Raw genomic sequence first — 20,982 nt, forward strand, 5'->3', positions numbered from 1 at the left:
TGGGGTGGAAACCCAGAACGCCGGAGCCAAAATTGCCGGGCGCCGCCGTGCCTTGACCACTGAACGGCCGTGGCTTGCACCCGTCGGCATCGGACTCCTCGCCTTCTGCGCGGCGTTTGTCGGCTCCTGGGTCCCGTCGTTCTGGGATGACGAAATTGCCACCATTTCGGCTGCTGGACGGTCGCCGGCAGAACTCCTGCTCCTGTTGCAGTCCGTGGACGCCGTCCACGGCATCTACTACTTCCTGATGCACCTGTGGACCGCTGTTTTCGGTTTCTCCGAGGTGGCGCTGCGGTTTCCTTCCGCCTTGGCCGTTGGTGCTGCGGCAGGCCTGACAGTGGTCCTGGGGCGGAGGCTGGGATCCGCACCCCTGGGGGTGGCGGCCGGGCTGGTGTTGGCGCTCCTGCCCCGCATGGTGTGGGCAGGCACGGAGTCACGCCAGTCTGCACTGACAACCGTGCTGGCAGTTCTCCTGACGCTGCTGCTGTTGCGGGCCTGGGAATCCAACCGGCCGCTGGACTGGGTGCTGTACAGCTTGTGCGCGGTGGTGGGAGTCGGCGTTTTTATGTTCTTTGCGCTGGCCATCGTGGCCCATGCGGTGGCCGCCGTTGTCCTCCGGCGCAGGATCGTGGCCACGTTGGCGGCCGGTGCCGTTGCAGGCGTGGCCGCCCTGCCCTTCCTGGTGTTTGCCTTGGGACAAAAGGCACAGGTGGAGTGGATCCAGAACCGTTCGCTGACGGAGCATCTGGTGACGGCAGTGGTGAAGCAGTACTTCTACGGCGATGACAGGCCAACAGGGAACCTCCCGCCGCAGTGGGTGCTGGCGTTTGTGGTGGTTCTGGGCCTGCTGCAAGGCGCACTGGTGGTCCGGGGCGTGTGGGCGGCCCGGCTGGACGCGCAGCTCCGCCAAGCAATGGTCCTGGGACTGGCCGGCGTGCTGGTCCCTGTGGGTGGGCTGCTCCTGGCCAGCCTGATCACCCAACCTGTTTATGTGGCGCGGTACCTGACGTTCACGGCGCCGGCGTTCGCCCTGCTGGTCGGTATGGGCCTGATCAGCCTGCCGCGGAGGCGCGTAGGGTTCCGATTCCTGGTGGCGGGGCTGGTCCTCTGCAGCCTCGTCCCGCAGCTCACGCTTAAGAGCCTGGTCAATGAGCCGCCGGACACCGAGCGGCGTATCGCTGCCCTGGTGGACCAGGAGCCCGAACGCCCGGCGGCAGTGGTGTTCGGAGCTCCGTACCTGCGGGACATGGTGCTGGCCTACCCGGACGATTTCGCCGGCATCGCCGACCTGTCCCTGGCCGCCAGTCCGGCCACTTCCGGCTCGCTGTGGGGTGTTGATGCCCCGGTTGCCCCGGACCAGTTGACCGGAAAGGGTGAGGTCCTGTTTGTCGGCACAGGCGGCGGCACTCCCGGCGATACGTCGGCATTTGGGGCCGCGGGTTGCCGGGAGACAGGGAACCAGCCCTTCCAGCGCCTGGTGCTGATCTCCTTCGACTGCCCCTGAACACTGTTCCTGAGCCGCAGCAAAAGCCCACCGGCACCCGGCGGCGCCGCCGGAACGGCAAAGAGCCCACGCACCAGTGCGTGGGCTCTTTGCCGTTCATGGGGCTGGACGGAAATCATCGGCCCTCCTTTCCTGGACGGTGTGGACCTCAGCGCAGGCCCGACATCTGCTGGTGCAGGACGGCGAACACTTCTTCTCGGCGTTGCTCCAACAGTGCACTGTTGAACGAACCACGGCCGCGTACTGGCCGGGAACGGGCGAGCAGCAAGCGTTTGAGTCTTTTCATCACGGAAATCACCTCCCGGGTTTTATCGTGAATTTGGGCATGACAATTAGGGTCCAATTTGCTGATGCAAAAGAGGACTAATTTGGGCATTACGGGGCCTTGCCGGAAATGCACCGAATTTCCCCACGGCAGGATATTGCCGGCGGTACAGCACCGTCCCAAGGGGAAGCTGGTTCCGATTCAGGGAGGGCGGATGGTACCGCCGCCACGCGCCAGAGTCAGCGGGACTGCGTCAGCAGAACCGGGTCTGCGATCTGGCGTGGGGAAAGTCAGGCGTCCGGGACGGCCTGCAACGGGTGCCGCGGCTTTCCAGCCAAGCGGCAGGGAACGGGCCTAGGCGCCGAAGTATCCCGCAAAAGCGCGCGCGTGGACAGCAGGGGCCGGGTCATTGGTGATGGTCATCTTCCATCCGCCAGTCAAAGTATTCATTTTCCCAACCTCCTTTTCAGCTATCCGTTGCACCATTACCGGGTGCTACGCGGGCGAACGTCCGGGCAGAACGCCCTGGGACTAGGAATAAAAATACACCACAATTTGCGCTGTGACTACCAATTGCCGGTACTTTCAGGAAATTGGTTGAAAAGAAAGTCCTCAGAGTCCCCAGCGGACAATTGCCGGTGTTCTTTTGTCCCAGCCGAGTGTGCAGACTTTCGCGGTTCCCAAAACAAAATGCCGGCCTTCCACGGCCGGCAATTCAAGCCACCGGGCCGTCAGGATCCGGGAAAAATGACCGTGGGCCACAATCAGGACGTTATCCATTCCGGATTCGAGTACGCGGGCGATGATCTTGTCGGCCCGGGCCGCCACCTCATCCAGCGCTTCGCCGTTGGGGACGCCGTCCGTCCAGATCAGGTAGTCCGGATTGTCCTTGCGGATGAGGTCCGAACTGATGCCCTCGTAGTCGCCGTAATTCCACTCCACGGCCAGGGGCTCGTGCTGCGCGTCCGGGTAACCCGCCAATTCGGCGGTCCGCCGCGCACGCCGGAGCGGCGAGGTCAGCACCAGGTCGAAGTCAACGCCGTCGAGGACCTTGCGGGCCTCCACCGCCTGTTGTTCGCCTTCGACGGTCAGGGGGAGGTCTGTGAGGCCTGTGTACTGGCCGCTCTTGGACCATTCCGTTTCGCCGTGGCGCAGGATCCAGAGCTGGGGGCGGGGGGCAAACGCGGGAACTGTCACTGGGACTCCTCTGAGGGGGAAAGGTCGACGCCGGCGGAAGGGTTTCCTGCCGCTGGTTCGACAGGTGCTGATTCGGGCTGCCCCGCCCACCATTGGAGCAGCCGCGCCTCCGCGACGTCCGCAGGAAGGGGACCGTGGTCCATCCGCTCGTTCAGCAGGAACTTATAGGCCCGGCCCACGACTGGGCCCGGCCTGATCCCAAGCAGTGCCATGATCCGGGCGCCGTCCAGGTCCGGCCGGACGGCGTCGAGCGATTCCTGCTCCCTCAGCGCCGCGATGCGGTCCTCAAGGTCGTCGTAGGCAAACGCCAGGCGTTCGGCCTTGCGCTGGTTGCGGGTGGTGACATCGGAGCGGGTCAGCCGGTGCAGGCGCTCCAGCAGGGGACCGGCATCGGTGACGTACCGCCGGACTGCGGAATCGCTCCAGCCCGCATCACCGTACCCGTAGAACCGCATGTGGAGTTCCACCAGGCGGGCGACGGCCTTAATGGTGTCGTTGTCGAAACGCAATGCCTTCATGCGCTTCGTGGTGAGTTTGGCACCCACCATGTCGTGATGGCGGAAACTCACCGCACCGCCCGGTTCGAAGCGGCGCGTAGCCGGCTTCCCGGCGTCGTGCATCAGCGCGGCGAACCGAAGGACAAAGTCCGGGCCGGGAACGGCTCCGTCCGCAGCCGTTTCCAGGGCCGCCGCCTGCTCCAGCACCTGCAGGGAATGCTGGTAGACGTCCTTGTGCCGGTGGTGTTCATCCGATTCCAGCCGCAACGCGGAGACTTCGGGCAGGACGTGGTCGGCCAGCCCGGTATCCACCAGGAGGTCCACGCCCACCCGTGGACTGTCCCCGCAGATGAGCTTCACCAGCTCGTCCCGTACGCGCTCCGCCGAGATGATGGCGATCCTGTCAGCCATGTCCGTCATGGCCCGGCGGACGTCGCGGTGGACCGACACCCCCAGTTGGGCAGCGAACCTGGCAGCCCGCATCATCCGCAGCGGGTCATCCGAAAAGGACGACTCGGGGGACCCCGGCGTGGCAAGGACGGACGCGTGCAGGTCCCGGACGCCGCCGAACGGGTCCACCAGCTCCAGGGAGGGCAGCCTGAGGGCCATTGCATTGATGGTGAAGTCACGGCGCTGCAGGTCATCCGTCAACGACGTACCGAACGCCACCACTGGTTTGCGCGAGTCGGGATCGTAGGCCTCGGCCCGGTACGTGGTGACCTCGATCTGGAACCCGTCCTTGCGCATCCCGATGGTGCCGAACGCGCGCCCGATCTCCCAGTAGTTGTCCGCCCATTTTTTAATCAGGGCCAAGGTCTGGTCAGGGGTGGCGTCGGTGGTGAAGTCCAGGTCCGGCGACGTCCGGCCCAGGAAAAGGTCACGCACCGGACCGCCCACCAGCGACAATTCGTGTCCGGCGGCCACGAAGCGACGGCCGAGCTCCAGAACCACCGGGTCCACCCGGAAATCGACGGTGTGGGAATCAATCTTGTGATGTGCGTGCGCCATAGTTACTTAAGCTTGTCAGAAACCAGCGCCGCGGCAGGCCAATATTCCGTCAAGATCACGGATGATTCCGTGTATCGCCACCAAACGGCGTCATATCCCGTCCATATAGGTGTCATGTTCCGGTCATCACGATCGGGCAACTGTCGTTAGAGTGGACTCCATGGCCCATCCAGTACCGAGCGCTCCCGGCAGGAGGACAAACGCACCATTGCCGTCGGCAATCGGTGCGCACGTTGCCCCTGCCCAGCATTCGGCGCCGGCTTCGCTTCCCACGGTGGAGGAAGTTTCCGCCGGGGGCGTTGTGGTGGACACGTCCGACGCCGAACTTCGGGTGGCGATCATCGCCCGCCTTAACCGCGGCGGACGGCTGGAGTGGTGCCTTCCCAAGGGCCACCCGGAGGGCAAGGAAAACAACGAAGAAGCCGCGGTCCGCGAGATTGCCGAGGAAACCGGCATCGAAGGCATCATCCTGGCGCCGCTGGGCAGCATCGACTACTGGTTCACCGTCAGCGGGCACCGGGTTCACAAAACGGTGCACCATTACCTCCTGCGCGCCACCGGCGGTGAACTCACCATCGAAAATGATCCGGACCAGGAAGCCGTGGACGTGGCATGGGTCCCCATCGCCGAACTCGCCCGGAAACTGTCGTTCCCCAACGAGCGGCGCATTGCCGATCTGGCCCGCGAAGTCCTGCCCACCCACCTCTGAGGTTCGCGGCACCGGCCGCTGTTGTAGTGCGGCGTTATGGGGCCCCGGGTGAGACGATGAAGGCGATGTCAGCTACCAATTTTCCTTCTGAGAAGCCCACCCGGCCACCTGCAACCACCTTGGCCGGCCCCGCGGACAGCTCCGGCAACAGCGTTCCAGCGGAGCCCCGGGGCACCGGTGGGGAGCCTTCCGGGGCACCTTCGGGGGCCAGCGAAACGCGGTCCAGCGCCATCATGGCCGCCGGAACGCTCGTCTCCCGGTTCCTGGGCTTCGGCAAGACCTGGATGCTGGGCACCGCCCTGGGGCTTGGCTCCACCATCAATGACACGTTCATCAACGCCAACAACCTGCCCAACCTGATTTTCCTGCTGGTGGCCGGTGGCGTCTTCAACGCCGTACTGGTGCCCCAGATCATCAAGGCGAGCAAGGCCCCGGACAGGGGAGCGGACTACATCAGCAGGCTGCTGACCCTGGCGGTCCTGCTGCTGCTCGGGCTGACCGCTTTGGTGACCCTTGCCGCGCCGTGGGTCATCGACCTGACGACGCAGGGGTACAACGAGCAGCAGAAGGCGCTGGCTGTCACTTTTGCGTTCTGGTGCCTGCCGCAGATCTTCTTTTACGGGCTTTACGCCCTGCTCACCCAGATCCTGAATGCCAACGGCGCCTTTGGCCCGGCCATGTGGGCCCCCATCCTGAACAACCTGGTGGCCATCGGCGGGCTGGGGATGTTCATTTGGCTCTTCGGCACCAACGAATTCAGCCCGCATACGCTCGCCAACTGGGGTCCCCAGCAGACGCTGCTTGTGGCCGGTTTCTCCACCATCGGGGTGGTGGCCCAAACGGCCATCCTCCTGATCCCCGTGATCCGGCTGAAGCTCGGGCTGCGGCCGCGCTTCGGCTGGCGCGGTGTGGGCCTGGGGCAGGCCGCGAAGCTGAGCGTGTGGACGCTGCTGACGGCCGCCGTCGGGCAGCTTGCCTTCCTGTACGTCATGCGGATCGCCACCATCCCCGGCGCCGAGCGCATCCGCCTCACGGAGGCGGGAGACCCAGCCGCTGCGGCGCTGCCGGGCAACGCCGTCCTGGAAGTAGCCAGCCAGCTGTACCTCCTGCCGCACTCGATCATCGCCCTCTCGCTGGCCACGGTGCTCTTCAACCGGATGACGCGGGCCTCCCAGGCGGGGAACCGCACGGAGTTGCGGGACGCACTCTCGCACGGCTTGCGGACCATGGCCGTGGCCACCGTTTTCGGAGCCCTGGCGCTCTTTGCGCTGGCTGGTCCGCTGGGGATGTTCTTCTCCGGCGGTTCCCGGCAGGACGGCGTGATGCTGGCCCAGACGCTGACCATACTGGCGCTGAGCACCCCCTTCCTGAGCGCAAATTTCATGATGTCGCGGGTCTTTTACGCGAACGAGGATGCCCGGACGCCGTTTTACGTCCAGCTGCTGCTGGCGGTGGTCTACGTGGCAGGGGCCTTCGCCATCCAGTTCCTGCCGGTGGGCCAGATCATTTACGCGATCGCCATCCTCTATATGGTGGGCAACATCCTGTCCGTGGTGATCAGCGCCGTCTTCCTCCGCCGGCTCCTGGGCCACCTGGACGGGCCCCGGATCGCTAATTCGTACATCCGGATGGGCTACGCGGCGCTCGGTTCAGCCCTTGCCGGTGCCGGTGCGCTGTGGCTGATGGGCAGCTACAACGTTGATGGCTTCGCCTGGGCCGACCGTTTGACGGCGCTCATCACCGTTGCCGTGGTGGGTCCGGTCATGCTTGCTGTGTACCTGGTGTTGTTGAAGCTCTTCCGCGTGAGCGAATTGACTGACCTGCTCCGTCCGTTGCTGGGCCGGTTGGGCCGCGGCGGGCGGAACGACCCCCCTGCCGGGGACCCGCCGTCGGACGCTTCCAAGGTGCCGCCCACTACAGGCGGGCCTGCCGCAGATTCCCCCCAACGGGCCACGACGTCCGTGGATACCGGACTGATTCCACGCATCTCCGGCGAGTTCGACGCCGTGTCCTTCCGGGCCGGCCCGGTGCCGGAGCAGCTGCCCGAGGCGTACGACGGCGGCACCCGGGAAACACCGCACGGCGGCTACCTCCCTGGCGAGGATCAGCCCGGCACGGCCAGGGCAGGCTTCCTGCGGGAGAGCATCCCCCTGCCGGGCAGGCGGACCTTCCAGGGTAAAGCCGGGGAGAACCCGTATTTCAAGCCGCGGACCACCCGGAAAAAGTAGGACGCCGGGTATTTCCGGCATCTTTTCTCCACGGCCCAACCGATGCCATCCGCTAGGATCGGAAGGGTATGGGGACCGAAATTCCGGGGGAGAGCCGCCAGGCTTCCGCCGCGAGCAGCGGTTGCATCGCTTGAGCCGGCACCGCCGGACAATCTAGGAGGAACACGTGTCCAACCCGATCGATGTCGGATCAGTACTGGGCGGCCGTTACAAGGTCACAGCCACAGTCCTGACCTCGCACGACCACGATCTGGTGCTGGACGGTGTGGATCAGGTCCTGAACCGGCCGGTCAGCATCCTGGTTGCCGGCCCCGAAAACACGGAACAGGTTGCCCAAAGCGCCCGCGAAGTGGCTACGGGAGAACGCCCGGGGACTGTCCAGGTCCTTGATTTGGGCGTGACGGAAGCGGCCACGTACCTGATTACCAACCACGCGTCCGCGGCGGACCTGCTGGACCTGGTGGTGGCCTCCAACCCTCCCTACGTTGAGCCGTTCTTCACGGACACCCTGGGCAGTGAAATTTTTGGCCAGGCACGGTCCAATGAGCCCGAACCCTATGACGACGACGAGGACGACGTCGACGCCGGGTACATCAACTATGCCGAAACGCACCCAAGCCAGGTGGATCCTTACCCCACCGCGCCTGTGATGCCGGCCAAGCCGCCGGCCCGCCCCGCAGCCGCCGCGGCCACTGCCGCCGCCGCACCCTCCTCTACTGGTGATGCTGACGCCACAGCGGCCCACCCCGTCCAGCCTCCGCAGGACGCGGATGCCGGCAGCAGCCAGGCGACCGACAACGCGCAGGGCACCGGAAAGCCCAAGGTTTCGTTGTGGTCCGAGGACGACTACGCCCAGGCCGACACGGAATCTTATGCAGAGACGCCGGAAGAGAACGCCGGCCCGGCTGTCCGGAAGCCCTCCCGCTTTGCCCATGCTGCTGCCCCGGCAGCCGCCGGGGGAGGCATTGCGGCAACAGCCGGCAGCACGGATACCGAGGTCGACGAGGACCGGGACGAAACCGAGCGCGAACCCCGGTCCATGCGTTGGCTGGTGGGTGGCCTGCTGGCGGTTGTCCTCATTGGCGGGTTGATCTTTGCTGTCTCGAATCTGGGCAACCTCATCCCCTCCGGCCCGCAGGCCAACACCACGGCGCCCCAGGCCACGGGTGGTTCCACGGTGGAGCCCACTCCCTCAGCAGCCCCCAGCTCTGCGGCGCCGGCGGCGCCTCCGGTGATCGCCAATGTCAGCCGGCTGGGTTCCTTCGATTTCGCCGCCACTTTCGACGGTGACCTGGTCAAGGCCTTTGATGGCAACGCTGCCAGCTACTGGTCCGATATGGAGTTCGCAACGGAAAACTGGGGCGGACTGGCTCCGGAAGGCGTGCCGCTGGCAATCGAGCTCAAGGAACCGGCAAAAGTATCCTCCATCACCCTGCAGCAGCTGGGCGGTTCCGGCGGCAACATCACGGTGTACACCAACGACAAGCCGTCCCTGGACGGTGCCAAGTCCGTGGGTACCAACAGCTTCACCTCCGGAGACCTTAACATTCCGTTGGCTGAACCGGCTGAGTCGAAGTACGTGATTGTGGCCATCAACTCCCTGCCCAAGCTGGCAGCCCCGAAAACGCGCTACGGTTTCGGGCTTCGACTGGCTGAAATCAAGGTCCAGTAGCCTACCGACCGGGCCGGCAGCATTGTGACTGCGTTTGCTTCCCAGCCGCTGGCCCGGTGGCTGATCCCGGATAGGGGACGGTAATCTTGTGGGTGCCGGTTTGTGTGCCCGGCTCCGGGCGGGACCGCCCTCGCAGCGCAGGCAGCGGAATATTCAGCACCAAGTATCAGTTGTGCCATGTGGCCGGCCTCCACAGGGGGCGCGTCAATCAAGGAAGAGGTTCACAGTTCAGTGACCATCGCAGAAAACACGGCGTCAGACGTCCGTGACGTCATCATTGTCGGCTCGGGCCCCGCTGGATACACCGCAGCGGTCTACACCGCGCGCGCAAACCTGAAGCCGCTGCTGATCGCAGGATCGGTGACTGCAGGTGGTGAACTGATGAACACCACTGATGTGGAGAACTACCCGGGTTTCCCGGACGGCATCATGGGACCGGACCTGATGGAGAACTTCGAGAAGCAGGCTGCCCGGTTCGGCACCGAAATCCAGTTCGAGGACGTCACCGCGTTGGACCTCACCGGTCCGATCAAAACGGTCACCATTGCCACGGGTGATAGCTTCCAGGCACGCGCTGTCATCCTGTCGACAGGATCCGCATACCGCGAGCTTGGTCTCCCGAATGAAAAGCGGCTCTCCGGGCACGGTGTCAGCTGGTGTGCAACCTGCGATGGTTTCTTTTTCAAGGACCAGGACATTGCAGTGATCGGCGGGGGAGACTCTGCCATGGAGGAAGCCCTGTTCCTCACCAAGTTCGCCAAGTCCGTCACTGTAATCCACCGCAGGGACACATTGAAGGCCTCCAAGATCATGGCCGACCGCGCCCTGGCCCACGAGAAGATTAACTTCATCTGGAACACCGCCGTTGAAGATGTCGTGGGAGACGCCAAGGTGGCGGGCTTGAAGCTGAAGAACCTGATCGACGGTACGGTGTCCGACCTGGCCGTGACGGGTGTCTTCGTGGCGATCGGCAACGATCCGCGGACCGACTTGGTGAAGGACGTCCTCGCCTTGGCACCGGAGGGCACCATCGCGGTGGAGGGCCGCAGTTCCAGGACCAGCATTGCCGGCGTCTTCGCTGCCGGCGACGTCGTTGATCCCACCTACCGCCAGGCCATCACTGCATCCGGATCCGGTTGCGTTGCGGCCCTTGATGTTGAACACTACCTGGCCGACCTGTCTGCCTAATAAACGTACCGATATTTCACGAAAGAAGGACTAGTTATGAGCAACGCCAAAGATGTAACTGATGCAAGCTTCGGTGCGGATGTACTGTCTTCCGAGAAGCCGGTAATTGTTGATTTCTGGGCAGAGTGGTGCGGTCCCTGCCGCAAACTGGGCCCTATCCTCGATGAGATCTCCGTCGAGTACAGCGAGAAGGTTGACGTTGTAAAGGTGAATGTCGATGACAACCCGGCCATTGCAGCCGAGTACGGCATCACGTCGATCCCCGCTGTTTACCTCTTCCAAGGCGGCGAAGTGAAGAGCACTGTGATCGGCGCGAAGCCGAAGCAGTTCTTTGAGAAGGAATTTGCGGACGTCCTGTCCTAAGGACTCCACATAGGTACGGTCACCGCCGTCCGAAAGGAGTGGCTCCGGCTTTCAGCCGGGGCCACTCCTTTTTTTAGTGCGTGTTTCACGTGAAACATTTACGTCGGGCACATGCGATGGGAGGCGATGTGGTCTACTCCACGCTCAGGAAGCTCGGCATAGCCATGAATGACCCGACTAATCAGCAAGCTCCAGCCCCGCGGGCATGTTTCACGTGAAACACAGAGATGTAGCAAATCTTCGAAGTAGACAGCTTGTTCCAACAAGCGAATATTTCAACGAAGCGAACAATGGTGCTGCTTAGATCAACTCGTAGAGAAAACCGCCGGATCCCATTCCATCGACTGCATCCGTGTTTCACGTGAAACATATGTGCTGTGTTCTTTAGGCATTGACTCCAAATGTCTGCGATGATTCGTCCATCAAGTCGCATGGGACGTTGCTGGAGCAACAAGGCCGGGCCGGCTGAGGTCGGTTCTTCCGTCTGCCACGACGAAGCAAACACACAGCATCCAGCAGGGCTACCGATCATTAACTCGTCATCGGCTGGCTGGGCTGGGAGGTGGTCCGACAACGGTCAGGCCTGTTGCAGCTATCCTCAGCACACGGTCCCCATCCTGGCGATGGTGGATCGGATGTTTCACGTGAAACATCCGCCAATAGTCGATGCCTGGCCATCCGGCTAAATTGCAGGCGGTTCCAATCGATTGATAGAAAACGTGGGCAGTCAGCCCATTTCAGTTTCCATCATTTAGCAGTGTAGCGATCCTCCGTCTTAGAAGGAACCAAGAGGCGTCGATAATTGCTCGCTCACCCGGAAGAGGGTCCACCGCCCAGCGTACGGATCAAACCGCAGTGTAGCTCCTGAAATGGGGCGAAAACGGAGATGAGGACTCTCATCCCCGATATGGCCACACTTTCTGCTACGGAAGCACGCAATTCAGCGTAATGGTGCAAATGGATCCACCCGAGGCAGTCCCAAACGTTGCGCAATCATTTAGCAGGGAAACCGCCGTGGCACTTCTCAGGGATTGCGACTATCAGGGCTACGGCCTCCGCCCGTTGGTTTCCGCTGCGAGCACCGAAGTGCCGGGTGAAGCGGTCACCAGGTACCATGTGGCCGAAGGAATTCCGAGGGCCTGAGGGCCTGAGGGCCTGCAGCGGTAGCACCATCCCCATGCCTCTAGTGACCTCGCAGGGGCTTCCCTGCCCCGCGCCATCCTGTCCCCGCAGAGACTCATCGCCGCGGCGGCTACAACTCGTGTAGATACGTCATCCAGGCTTGAGCACGCCCTGCGTGACAACGATTGGTGTACTGACATCGGAAGCCAAAACCTGGATCACGGGGAATAGGAGCCAGGAAAGCACCGCAACGGCCCGCATGCTCCGAAGCAAGCCCCTCCCGAGCCGGAATTCTTGGCTGTAGCGTGGCCTGCCTGCTCTGAGTCGGTCGACCCTATTCATCTCTACCAAAACTGACTATCCGAAATGATGACTGATGGTAGCCAGCTACTCGGTAGCGTATGGCCCTGGAGCCATTCTGCTCGTGAGCATGTTTCACGTGAAACACCACCTGAAGACGACATTCCGCGAATGCACGCAGCGGGCGGTCGGGTAAACACAAGGCGCCCTTCACGGCGCCACCGCTCCCACCATGCCTGGCTGTTGGGCTGGCTGTCCGGTTGTCGCCCCGAACGGCTCACCGCGGCCCGGGGGAGCCGTACGGCGCCAGTGCCGGTTGGTTCGGTTCTGTGGGGCACTAGTTGACTGGAAAGAACCAATAGGAGACTCGTGGCCCGGGTGTATGCCGTTGGTTCCGGAGTTATGGCAACTGCAAATCGTCTTGGACAACTTCGCAGACTTGGGGCAATTCCGCAACCTGGGCAGCTGCATATCCGTGAGCGAATACACACGTTGTCCACACTAGCGCGGCCAGCTTATCCACACCTTTATTCACAGCCATCGTCTCAGTGAGGATGCTGCCCCATGGAGCGTACGGCTTCGTCGTCTCCCACCCGGGTAAGTCCCGCTGCGCAGTTCCGCCCACTTATCAGCGCAGCAAATAGGCAGAAGAGCCCAAAGTAGCGGAATAATCAGCCTTTTGTGGCTTAGGCTGTTTGTCCTGCCCCTGAATCTTAGATTTCCTAAAACGGAAGGCGCATGTTTCACGTGAAACATGACATGTCTTCGAGCCGAGCCAGGATAACCTTGCGCGCCTTTTGCTCCGCCGCCTGCTGCCAGCTGGCTAAAGTTAGCCACAACCAGCCACTGGATATCCACACCGTTATCCACAGCCTGATCAACGAGTGATGTCCGCCAGTGAAATCCCTAGAGCCGGTTGATGACGAACACTGGAGCTGGTGACTGCAGTTCAATTTGGGGTGGGCCGGGACCAGCATCAATCGCTCAGCCCACCAACCGGAAACCCTCGTGGTCACCCACAGTGCCAGCTGGTCACGAACTGGGCAGCGGGCTCTTTCTAGAGCACATCGGTGGGATTCCTAACGGCGAGGTCTGCTCGACTGACCCGTCGATGGATGCCACCGCCAGTCCTGGCAAAGAAGTCCGCAGAACTCCATGTGCAGAAGTGAATATTCAGCGAAGCGGGCGCCGCGGCCCGAATGGCTCGCCTTGGTCCGGCGAATGAACTATATCTCGACCGAAGTTGATACTGGCGCGGGATCGGTGACTTGTCCTCCGGGCGCCAAAGGTCGAAGCGACGACACAACCTAGACGGCCGACGCCAAACTGAAGGGTTAAAGAACGTAGCGTCGTCGCCATCCCTGGGGGAGTGCAACGGTGTCGGCGCGCATCGGCGTCTGCACTCAATCAAGATTGTCCGCCGCGGAATGGGAAGGACAACAAACGTTGCTACAGGGACCACACCCAGGCATGTGTTGGCGGTCTACTCATCAAGCCCAATGCTGTCAGGTGCTCCGTCTCCGCACACCTCACGATGGGAGGGCAGCCGATAATCCCGCTGAAGACAGTGCTTGCGTACTTTGGTCTTGTGGCGGCGACGGTGAGGAAGCAGTTGACGGGAACAAGAACCAATAGATCACGGCACTGGTTAGGCAATGAGCGTTGCGTTCCGTAGTTGCACCGGGCCGGAGACGACGGCAACGTAAGTGGGTGTGGACCCATACCCATGCCACGTCCACATCTGCGCGTACATTAACTTAGTTACAGCGGCGACTTACTGAGATAGAAGTGCCGTGGACTCGGGAGTTCGCCGTGGCGGCCGGGGCCGGCTCGTCACGGATGTAGGCCCCCTCGCCGGTCTTGCTGCCTGGCGCTGAGCCGGCGGGGTCCACCAACCAGTCGAAATCATGGTCCCTTTCCGTGTTCGGACCCGGGTTCGAGTCGATGTCCCCGTCCTTACCAGTGTCCAGGTTCGCTTTTGCGGCCGGCAAGTGACTCAATCTGCTGACCCGTACTGGAGGTTTCACGTGAAACACAAAACCAGAAACCTGTGGCAGACAGCTTCCAGGTAGTCCATTCGGCGAACCGAAGTTCTCATGGCAGGCAAGCCAAACGAGGTAGCGTCTTTCGCATCGGTATTGCCCGATCGCCTGATAGCGATATTTCCGAGTGGTCGATGCCTGGACTGCGGAAGTATGTAGTGCGGTTGGATTTGCAGCTTCGCTAACGGCCGCCTGGATACAGCAAATGCAAGGAATAGTCCGATGTTCCATCCAAATGAAGAGCCCCAGCCATTCCTTTAGCGTTTCACGTGAAACATCAGTCTGACTGAGAATGATCGGGGGTGCTTGGGTTGATGCCTCGGTGTTGATCTGTCGCACATGAGGCGCGCCTGTAGCGGGCGATTTCGTACCCTGACCCATGCTTCTCAGAAGCCGAATCACCTACTGACACGCTAAGACGGCATAGGAAGATTTCATCAGTCTCGCCGAGCCGCCAGGGCCGACAAGTCAAGACACATCCGGGCGCTCCTCAAAAGAGGAGAGGGGGACGATCCTTGTACCCCGTCCACGCCGACTGTTCGGTCTCTCATCCTGAAGTGCCCGCCAAGCGGAGTGAACGCTCTGAGGTCCCATGTCCCTCGCGTTTCACGTGAAACATTTGGTGAATCATTAGTACGAGCACCACCGTTCTCATCCCGATGGAGCTTCTCTCACTCGGTCGCCACGACGGGCATTCGCTATTTGAGTACTATCAAACTTGCCTTTTTGACCATGCCAGAGTGGTTGCCGATGACAGCAGAGTGAATCAGCTAATCGTGGCACGCAACACTCGCGTCCTGCAGCGAATCAGAGCGACTGAATGACAACCGGTGGCTGGCCTCCCTGGTCGAAAATGGAACCTGCCAACTCGAAAGACGACCAGCCTACCGGCCATTTCCTCCGGCACCCTGGCGGTGGGGCCCGCCTGGTAGTTCCGCATTCATAAGCCGCCGGCGCCCCATCAGGGGAGTGGTATGCAGCCCGCACGTACCAGCAGCCGCTGAAGGCATTCAAGGCGCTCAAACAGCCACCGAGCAGCCCAGCGCCAATAAATTTGATGCTCCGCCCATCCAGGACATCAAGGGATTGGCCTTCCGTGGAGGAGCCATCGCGTACCACGCTTCCCGGAAACAGGAAAAGGCCCCGTCCACAGACGGGGCCTTGTCAAAGAGAGTAGCTTCAAACTGTCAATTCGCAGAACCCGGACTCAGGACATCCATGATGCGATTCAGATCCTCAACGCTGGCAAACTCAATGCTTACCTTGCCCTTACGGACACCAAGCGAAATCTTGACATTTGTGTCCAGCCGGTCCGAAAGGGATGACGCGAGATAATCCAAACGCTCATGCCTGGCACCGGGGCGGGGAATGTTGTTCTTTGCGGGCTTTGCGGGATCCTGGTGCAGGGTTACCGCCTCTTCGGTTGCCCGGACAGACATTCCCTCCGCCACAATCTTCTGCGCCAGCCGCTCCATTGCTGCCGCATCGGGAAGGGAAAGGAGGGCCCGTGCATGGCCGGCCGAAAGAACTCCAGCGGCAACCCGACGCTGTACCAGGGCCGGAAGCTTCAGCAGGCGAAGCGTATTGGACACCTGTGGCCTGGACCGGCCGATCCGGTCAGCCAACTGTTCGTGGGTAGTGCCAAAGTCCTCAAGGAGCTGCTGGTACGCTCCTGCTTCTTCCAGCGGGTTCAGCTGGCTGCGGTGCAGGTTTTCCAGCAGGGCATCCCGCAGAAGGTCATCATCGGTGGTGTCACGGATGATCGCGGGTACCGTTTCGAGGCCTGCGGCCTGTACTGCCCTCCACCGACGCTCACCCATAACGAGCTCATAAGGCTCGCCATCGGTTTCGGTTGATTTACGCACCACAATTGGCTGGAGGACGCCGATTTCGCGGACCGAGTGGACAAGCTCTGCCATGTCGTCTTCATCGAAGACGCTGCGGGGTTGTTTGCGGTTGGGATGAATGTCCAGCACCGGGATTTCAGCGAACCGGGCACCGGGCACTTCAACAAGTTCTACCGCCGGCGCCGGACGTCCCGTCCTGGTGCCGGCAGGAACTTTGGCCGTCGTCGGAGCATCGGATGTCTTCGCAGCCGTCGCCTCCGCGTCGGAAGCGGAGACCGGAGACTTCCGCGAGCCGGAACCGGCAGCAGCCGCAGGCGCCGGCTTTTCGGGAACGGAGCCCGAAGCATCAGCTGCTTTGCCGGAAGCTGGTTTCCGGCCAGGCTTGACTGTCTCATCGCCGGTGCCGGGCGCGGCAACGGTTTCCTCGACAGGCTCAGTCTTCCGCCGCCCTTCAGGGAAAAAGAGATCCACCGGACGCGAAACGGAAGTGCTGTTGCCTGATTCGCCGGCGCCAGCCGAGCTGGGAATCAGCGCGCCAAGTCCGCGGCCTAAGCCCCGTCGCTTCTCGCTCATGGGTATGTCCCTCCAGTGGTCCGGGTTGCAGCCCGGGTCCAGTCGTTGCAGTTTCGAAAGATTCTAGCGTTCCGCGATTTCAGCAGCGGCTTCCAGGTAGGACAGTGCTCCTGTGGAGGAGGGGTCGTAAGTCATGACCGTCTGCTGGTAGCTGGGCGCTTCAGAAATCCGCACCGAGCGGGGAACAACCGCAGAGAGTACCTTCTCAGGGAAATGCTGGCGCACCTCCGCTGCCACCTGGGCGGCCAGGTTGGTGCGGCCGTCGTACATGGTCAACAGGATGGTGGATACTTCCAGATCAGCATTCAGGTGCTTCTGGATCATTTCGATGTTCTTCAGCAACTGACTCAGTCCCTCGAGGGCGTAGTACTCGCACTGGATGGGGATCAGTACCTCGCCGGCTGCACAGAAAGCGTTGACCGTCAGCAAACCCAGGCTGGGCGGGCAGTCAATAAAAATGTAGTCGAGGCGCTCTTCGCCGTTCTTCTCACGGGTCTTCGCATAAAGGTCGATGGCCCTGCGCAGCCGCTGCTCGCGGGCCACGAGTGAAACGAGTTCAATCTCTGCGCCGGCCAGGTGGATGGTGGCGGGTGCACAGATGAGGTTCTTGATGTCCGGGCACTGGGCCACAACATCCGCCAGGGCCACATCGTTGATCAGCACATCGTAGATGCTGTCGACGTCGGCGTGGTGTTCAATGCCGAGGGCTGTGGAGGCATTTCCCTGCGGGTCAATGTCGATGACCAGGACATTAAGTCCGGCAGCTGCAAGGGCCGCGGCGATGTTCACGGTGGTGGTGGTTTTACCCACACCACCCTTCTGGTTGGAGACGGTGAAGATTCGTGTCTTTTCGGGGCGGGGCAAGGGACGCCCCAGAAGCTTCTCCCGGCGCTTGGTTTCATGCGCCAGTTCCTTCGCGATGGGACTTGAGTCATCCATCGCATCCATAACGTTGCTTCTACCGCCGGCGGTTGTTTCACGTGAAACGGCCGCGGTTGAAGCTGCTCCTACTACCTGTTTCGGGTGATTACCACCGCGGGCAGGGGCAGAGACCGGGCCCGCGACAGACCGCGCCGACCCCAAAGACACAAACGGGGGGATCCGTTGCGTGGAGGCTTCGCTACTGCTCAATGGGCACACTCACTCTCGTTCAGCCAATACTGCTGCCGTGGACTAGCCTATCCGCTCAACCCGGCGAACCTGGGCCGCCGGGCTCGCCTAGGCCTTCTTTTGGGACTTGTTTACAACGATGTGGACCACGGTGGTGGGTTCCGCCAGGAGGGTCTCGCCTACGGTGACCACGGAGGTGGAAACGCCGCCCAGCCTGCGGATGGTTTTCGCGGCTTTCTCGATTTCCTCACCGGCGCTGCGGCCCTTGATGGCCACCACTTCCCCTTTGCCCGCCAGCAGGGGAATGGTGAGTCCCGCCAGGTTTGTCAGCGCCGAGACAGCGCGGGCCGTCACCACGTCCGCTTCGACGTGGCCCACCGCGAGTTCGGCGCGGGTCCGCATCACCGTGACGTTGTCCAGCCCCAGGTCATCAACTACTTCCTGCAGCCAAATCACCCGGCGCTCCAAGGGTTCGATCAGCGTCAATTCGAGGTCGGGACGGGCAATCGCCAGGCAGAGGCCCGGCAGCCCGGCCCCGCTGCCGACGTCGGCCACCTGGCTTCCCTGCGCAATCTCACTTTCGATGACGGCGCAATTGAGCACATGCCGGCTCCAGAGGCGGGGTACTTCCCGCGGCCCGATAAGGCCACGTTCGGTACCCGAGGTGGCGAGGTGCTCGACATAGCGCTTCGCAAGCTCCAGCCTGTCGCCGAAGATCTTTTCAGCGGCCACGAGCTCAGCTGCCGTGATTTCAACCATGGTTAGCGGGTCAGCAATTCTCTAGTCTGCGGATACAACAATGTGGCGGCCGGCGCCTTCGCCCTCGGACTCGCTGACAAGTCCCAGATCGGCTACGGCGTCATGGACGATCTTCCGCTCGTAGGCGCTCATGGGCTCCAGGGCCACGGGCTGGCCGGTCTCCTTGACTGCTGCTGCGGCATCCTCAGCCACCTTCTGCAGGTGACCGGTCCGCTCCTGGCGGTAGCCGTTGATGTCCAGGACAAGGCGCGAGCGGCTGTCCGTCGCGGACAGCACGGCAAGCCGCGTCAGTTCCTGGAGGGCTTCCAGGACTTCGCCGTCCTCGCCCACCAGGTGGTCCAGGTTATCCGTCTCTTCTTCAGCCACGATCGAGATGTAGGTGCGGCCGTTCCGGACCTCAATGTCGATGTCGCCGTCAATGTCCGCAATGTCCAGCAGCTCTTCGAGGTAGTCCGCCGCGATGTCGCCTTCTTCTTCGAGGCGGCTGACGGAGGAGACCTTTGCCGGGGAGTCATCGCCGGCAACGACGTCGTCCCGGCCGTTGATGCCGTCTTCCGTAAGGGCGTGTTCGGTGCTCTCGGCTGACATTACTTCTTCTTCCTGTTCTTGCGCTGGGGCTGGACACGCTGGATCTTGGGCTCAAGGGCGGCGGCAGCAGCGGCGTCGGCCTCTTCATCCTTTTTGCCCGTAAGGATGGACAGGGCCGGCAGGCCCTTGGCGGCACGGCGGTCTGCCAGGGCCTTCGCTGCGGGGGAACCCGGGGTGGGCATCCGGCGGATCACAAAGAACTGCTGGGCCATGGTCCAGAGGTTGGTGGTGGTCCAGTAGATGAGGACACCGATGGGGAAGTTGATGCCACCCACGCCGAAGACCACCGGCAGGATGTACAGCATCATCTTCTGCTGGCGCATAAACGGGCTGGCCATGGCTTCTTCAGACATGTTCTTCGCCATGATCTGCTTCTGCGTGATGAACTGCGAGGCCGTCATGGCAAGGATCATGACAACGGAAAGGATGTTCACGGCCAGCTGTGAATCACCGCCACCACCGTGCAGCAAGGTGGCTGAGAGCGGGGCACCGAAGATGCTGGACTGGTCAAACTGAACGACCTGTTCGTGGCTCATGGCGCCAACGCCTTCGCCTTCACGGGCGTTGGTGCTGATGCCGGAAAGCACCTGGAACAGCGCGAAGAAGAACGGCATCTGGATCAGCATGGGAAGGCAGGCCGAGAACGGGTTGGTCCCGTGCTTCTTGTACATGGCCATCTGCTCCTGCGCCATGGCCTGGCGCGAGAGCTGGTCGGTTTTGCCCTTGTACTTGGTCTGCAGCTTCTTCAGGTCGGGCTGCAGGAGCTGCATTCCGCGCTGGGCCTTGATCTGTTTGACGAAAACAGGGATCAGGGCGGCACGGATCACCAGCACCAGCCCGATGATGGACAGGGTCCACGTCCACCCGTTGGCAGCGGGCAGGCCAATGATCGTCAGTCCCTCATGAAAACCCACCATGATGATGGACACGAGCCATTTGAACGGAAACATGATTGTTTCAAAGAAGTCCATACTTATCCCTATTCGTCAGGCCGCACTGCGGCCTTCTTCATCAGTCCGAGCAGCCAGGTACTTGTCCGGGTTGTTCAGCACAACAATTGTGGGGGTCCGGCCCGCAGGCCATTCCCGGCTCCCGGCGGGGACGTGGTCCACACCGCCGGCGTTCCAAGGGTGGCAGCGGCCAAGGCGCCGGGCTGCCAGCCACGTACCCTTCACGGCACCGTGGACGGTGACCGCTTCGAGGGCGTAGGCAGAACATGATGGGAAAAAACGGCAGACGGGACCGTACAAGGGGGAAATCACCTTGCGGTAGGCCATCAGCAGGAGGATGAGGATGTTGCGGGGAAGCGTCCAGATGAACTTCCCGACGGCGGCGGCCACGGAAGGGCGGACGACGGCGGTGGCGTTAGGCACGCGGTGTCCCCTCCTGTGTTGTACCGGCAGAACCGCTGGGGGCGCCTTTGAGGGCGCGGCCCGCCAGTCGGTTCAGCGTCGATTCGAGTGCAGCGTTGTAGTCCGAAAGGAGCTGGTCCCAGCTCGCCGATGCGGACGCGGGCAGCGCCCGCACCACGATGGCGAATCCGGTGCCGTGCTCGCGCAGCGAGACGGCTCCTGCTTCCCTCAGTCTCCTCTTAACGAGGTTCCTGACCACAGCGTTCCCTACACTCTTGGAAACGATGAACCCGATCCGGCTGGGTTCGTCAGCAGCTAGTGCTGCCGCATATAACACTACGTTCCGGCGTCCATTGCGGACACCGGAACGTACGGTTGTTGAAAAATCGGTCGCAGTCCTCAGGCGGTTGCGGGCGGCAAGCACCTCTAAACTCGCAGGGAAATGTCTACCGACAAGTCAGTGTTTAGGCCGACAGTTCGGTGCGGCCCTTGCCACGACGGGCTGCCAGGATGGCGCGGCCGGCACGGGTACGCATACGAAGGCGGAAGCCGTGCTTCTTGGCTCGACGGCGGTTATTCGGCTGAAAAGTCCGCTTGCTCACGTTAGTTACTCCAGTGGATCAAAGGTGCGCCCACCCGATCAGAAAAAGGGGGAAGA

General features: G+C 62.2%; 17 protein-coding genes. 6 read left to right on the forward strand and 11 right to left on the reverse strand.

The annotated features are described in order from the left end of the window. The first annotated feature begins 4 nt into the window (after positions 1 to 4). Complete coding sequence (locus ACRB8A_RS19095; protein WP_056599378.1) at positions 5 to 1,504, forward strand: glycosyltransferase family 39 protein; 1,500 nt, start codon at positions 5 to 7, stop codon at positions 1,502 to 1,504. Between the two features lie 148 nt (positions 1,505 to 1,652). On the opposite strand, the gene ACRB8A_RS19100 is transcribed toward ACRB8A_RS19095, so the two are convergent. The 3 genes from ACRB8A_RS19100 to ACRB8A_RS19110 form a co-directional block, all read right to left on the reverse strand. Beyond that, the gene (locus ACRB8A_RS19100; RefSeq protein ID WP_157370977.1) at positions 1,653 to 1,880 is read right to left on the reverse strand and encodes a hypothetical protein; all 228 of its coding nucleotides are present in this window, start codon (positions 1,878 to 1,880) and stop codon (positions 1,653 to 1,655) included. A gap of 501 nt (positions 1,881 to 2,381) precedes the next feature. After that, positions 2,382 to 2,966, reverse strand: a complete 585-nt coding sequence (locus ACRB8A_RS19105; RefSeq protein WP_050684538.1) for a histidine phosphatase family protein — start codon at positions 2,964 to 2,966, stop codon at positions 2,382 to 2,384. After that, complete coding sequence (locus ACRB8A_RS19110) at positions 2,963 to 4,471, reverse strand: CCA tRNA nucleotidyltransferase (protein WP_050684539.1); 1,509 nt, start codon at positions 4,469 to 4,471, stop codon at positions 2,963 to 2,965. The genes ACRB8A_RS19105 and ACRB8A_RS19110 overlap by 4 nt, the downstream gene beginning before the upstream one ends. Before the next feature lie 160 nt (positions 4,472 to 4,631). Between ACRB8A_RS19110 and ACRB8A_RS19115 the strand changes: the two genes are divergently transcribed. From ACRB8A_RS19115 to trxA, 5 genes are all read left to right on the forward strand, one after another. Beyond that, positions 4,632 to 5,180, forward strand: a complete 549-nt coding sequence (locus ACRB8A_RS19115; protein WP_231686008.1) for an NUDIX hydrolase — start codon at positions 4,632 to 4,634, stop codon at positions 5,178 to 5,180. 65 nt (positions 5,181 to 5,245) lie between these two features. Further along, complete coding sequence (gene murJ, locus ACRB8A_RS19120) at positions 5,246 to 7,408, forward strand: murein biosynthesis integral membrane protein MurJ (protein ID WP_432245334.1); 2,163 nt, start codon at positions 5,246 to 5,248, stop codon at positions 7,406 to 7,408. Positions 7,409 to 7,574: 166 nt separating this feature from the next. Continuing rightward, complete coding sequence (locus tag ACRB8A_RS19125; protein ID WP_432245335.1) at positions 7,575 to 9,080, forward strand: ABC transporter substrate-binding protein; 1,506 nt, start codon at positions 7,575 to 7,577, stop codon at positions 9,078 to 9,080. A gap of 231 nt (positions 9,081 to 9,311) precedes the next feature. After that, positions 9,312 to 10,268, forward strand: coding sequence for a thioredoxin-disulfide reductase (gene trxB / locus ACRB8A_RS19130; protein ID WP_050684543.1), 957 nt, complete (start codon positions 9,312 to 9,314; stop codon positions 10,266 to 10,268). A gap of 36 nt (positions 10,269 to 10,304) precedes the next feature. Continuing rightward, complete coding sequence (gene trxA, locus ACRB8A_RS19135; RefSeq protein ID WP_050684544.1) at positions 10,305 to 10,631, forward strand: thioredoxin; 327 nt, start codon at positions 10,305 to 10,307, stop codon at positions 10,629 to 10,631. Positions 10,632 to 15,282: 4,651 nt separating this feature from the next. Here the strand turns inward: trxA and ACRB8A_RS19140 are convergent. The 8 genes from ACRB8A_RS19140 to rpmH all read right to left on the reverse strand — a co-directional run bounded on the left by ACRB8A_RS19140 (position 15,283) and on the right by rpmH (position 20,926). Further along, a complete protein-coding gene (locus ACRB8A_RS19140) occupies positions 15,283 to 16,515 on the reverse strand; it encodes a ParB/RepB/Spo0J family partition protein (RefSeq protein WP_432245336.1) in 1,233 nt (410 codons plus the stop codon). A gap of 63 nt (positions 16,516 to 16,578) precedes the next feature. Beyond that, entirely contained in the window at positions 16,579 to 17,646 is a 1,068-nt protein-coding gene (locus ACRB8A_RS19145; RefSeq protein WP_432245337.1) for a ParA family protein, read from the reverse strand. 87 nt (positions 17,647 to 17,733) lie between these two features. Continuing rightward, positions 17,734 to 18,384, reverse strand: coding sequence for a 16S rRNA (guanine(527)-N(7))-methyltransferase RsmG (rsmG, locus tag ACRB8A_RS19150; RefSeq protein ID WP_432245338.1), 651 nt, complete (start codon positions 18,382 to 18,384; stop codon positions 17,734 to 17,736). Positions 18,385 to 18,405: 21 nt separating this feature from the next. Next, the gene (locus ACRB8A_RS19155; protein ID WP_050684547.1) at positions 18,406 to 18,972 is read right to left on the reverse strand and encodes a protein jag; all 567 of its coding nucleotides are present in this window, start codon (positions 18,970 to 18,972) and stop codon (positions 18,406 to 18,408) included. Continuing rightward, a complete protein-coding gene (gene yidC / locus ACRB8A_RS19160; protein WP_432245339.1) occupies positions 18,972 to 19,943 on the reverse strand; it encodes a membrane protein insertase YidC in 972 nt (323 codons plus the stop codon). Before yidC ends, ACRB8A_RS19155 begins: the two co-directional genes overlap by 1 nt. Positions 19,944 to 19,958: 15 nt before the next feature. Then, positions 19,959 to 20,345 (reverse strand): membrane protein insertion efficiency factor YidD, encoded by a 387-nt coding sequence (yidD, locus tag ACRB8A_RS19165; RefSeq protein ID WP_050684549.1) that lies wholly within the window; start codon positions 20,343 to 20,345, stop codon positions 19,959 to 19,961. Then, the gene (gene rnpA / locus ACRB8A_RS19170; protein WP_056599394.1) at positions 20,338 to 20,748 is read right to left on the reverse strand and encodes a ribonuclease P protein component; all 411 of its coding nucleotides are present in this window, start codon (positions 20,746 to 20,748) and stop codon (positions 20,338 to 20,340) included. Before rnpA ends, yidD begins: the two co-directional genes overlap by 8 nt. A gap of 40 nt (positions 20,749 to 20,788) precedes the next feature. After that, entirely contained in the window at positions 20,789 to 20,926 is a 138-nt protein-coding gene (gene rpmH, locus ACRB8A_RS19175; RefSeq protein WP_003800212.1) for a 50S ribosomal protein L34, read from the reverse strand. Positions 20,927 to 20,982: the final 56 nt, after the last annotated feature.

Source organism: Arthrobacter sp. G.S.26, from assembly GCF_050847375.1.
In the GTDB taxonomy this organism is placed as follows: Bacteria; Actinomycetota; Actinomycetes; order Actinomycetales; family Micrococcaceae; genus Arthrobacter.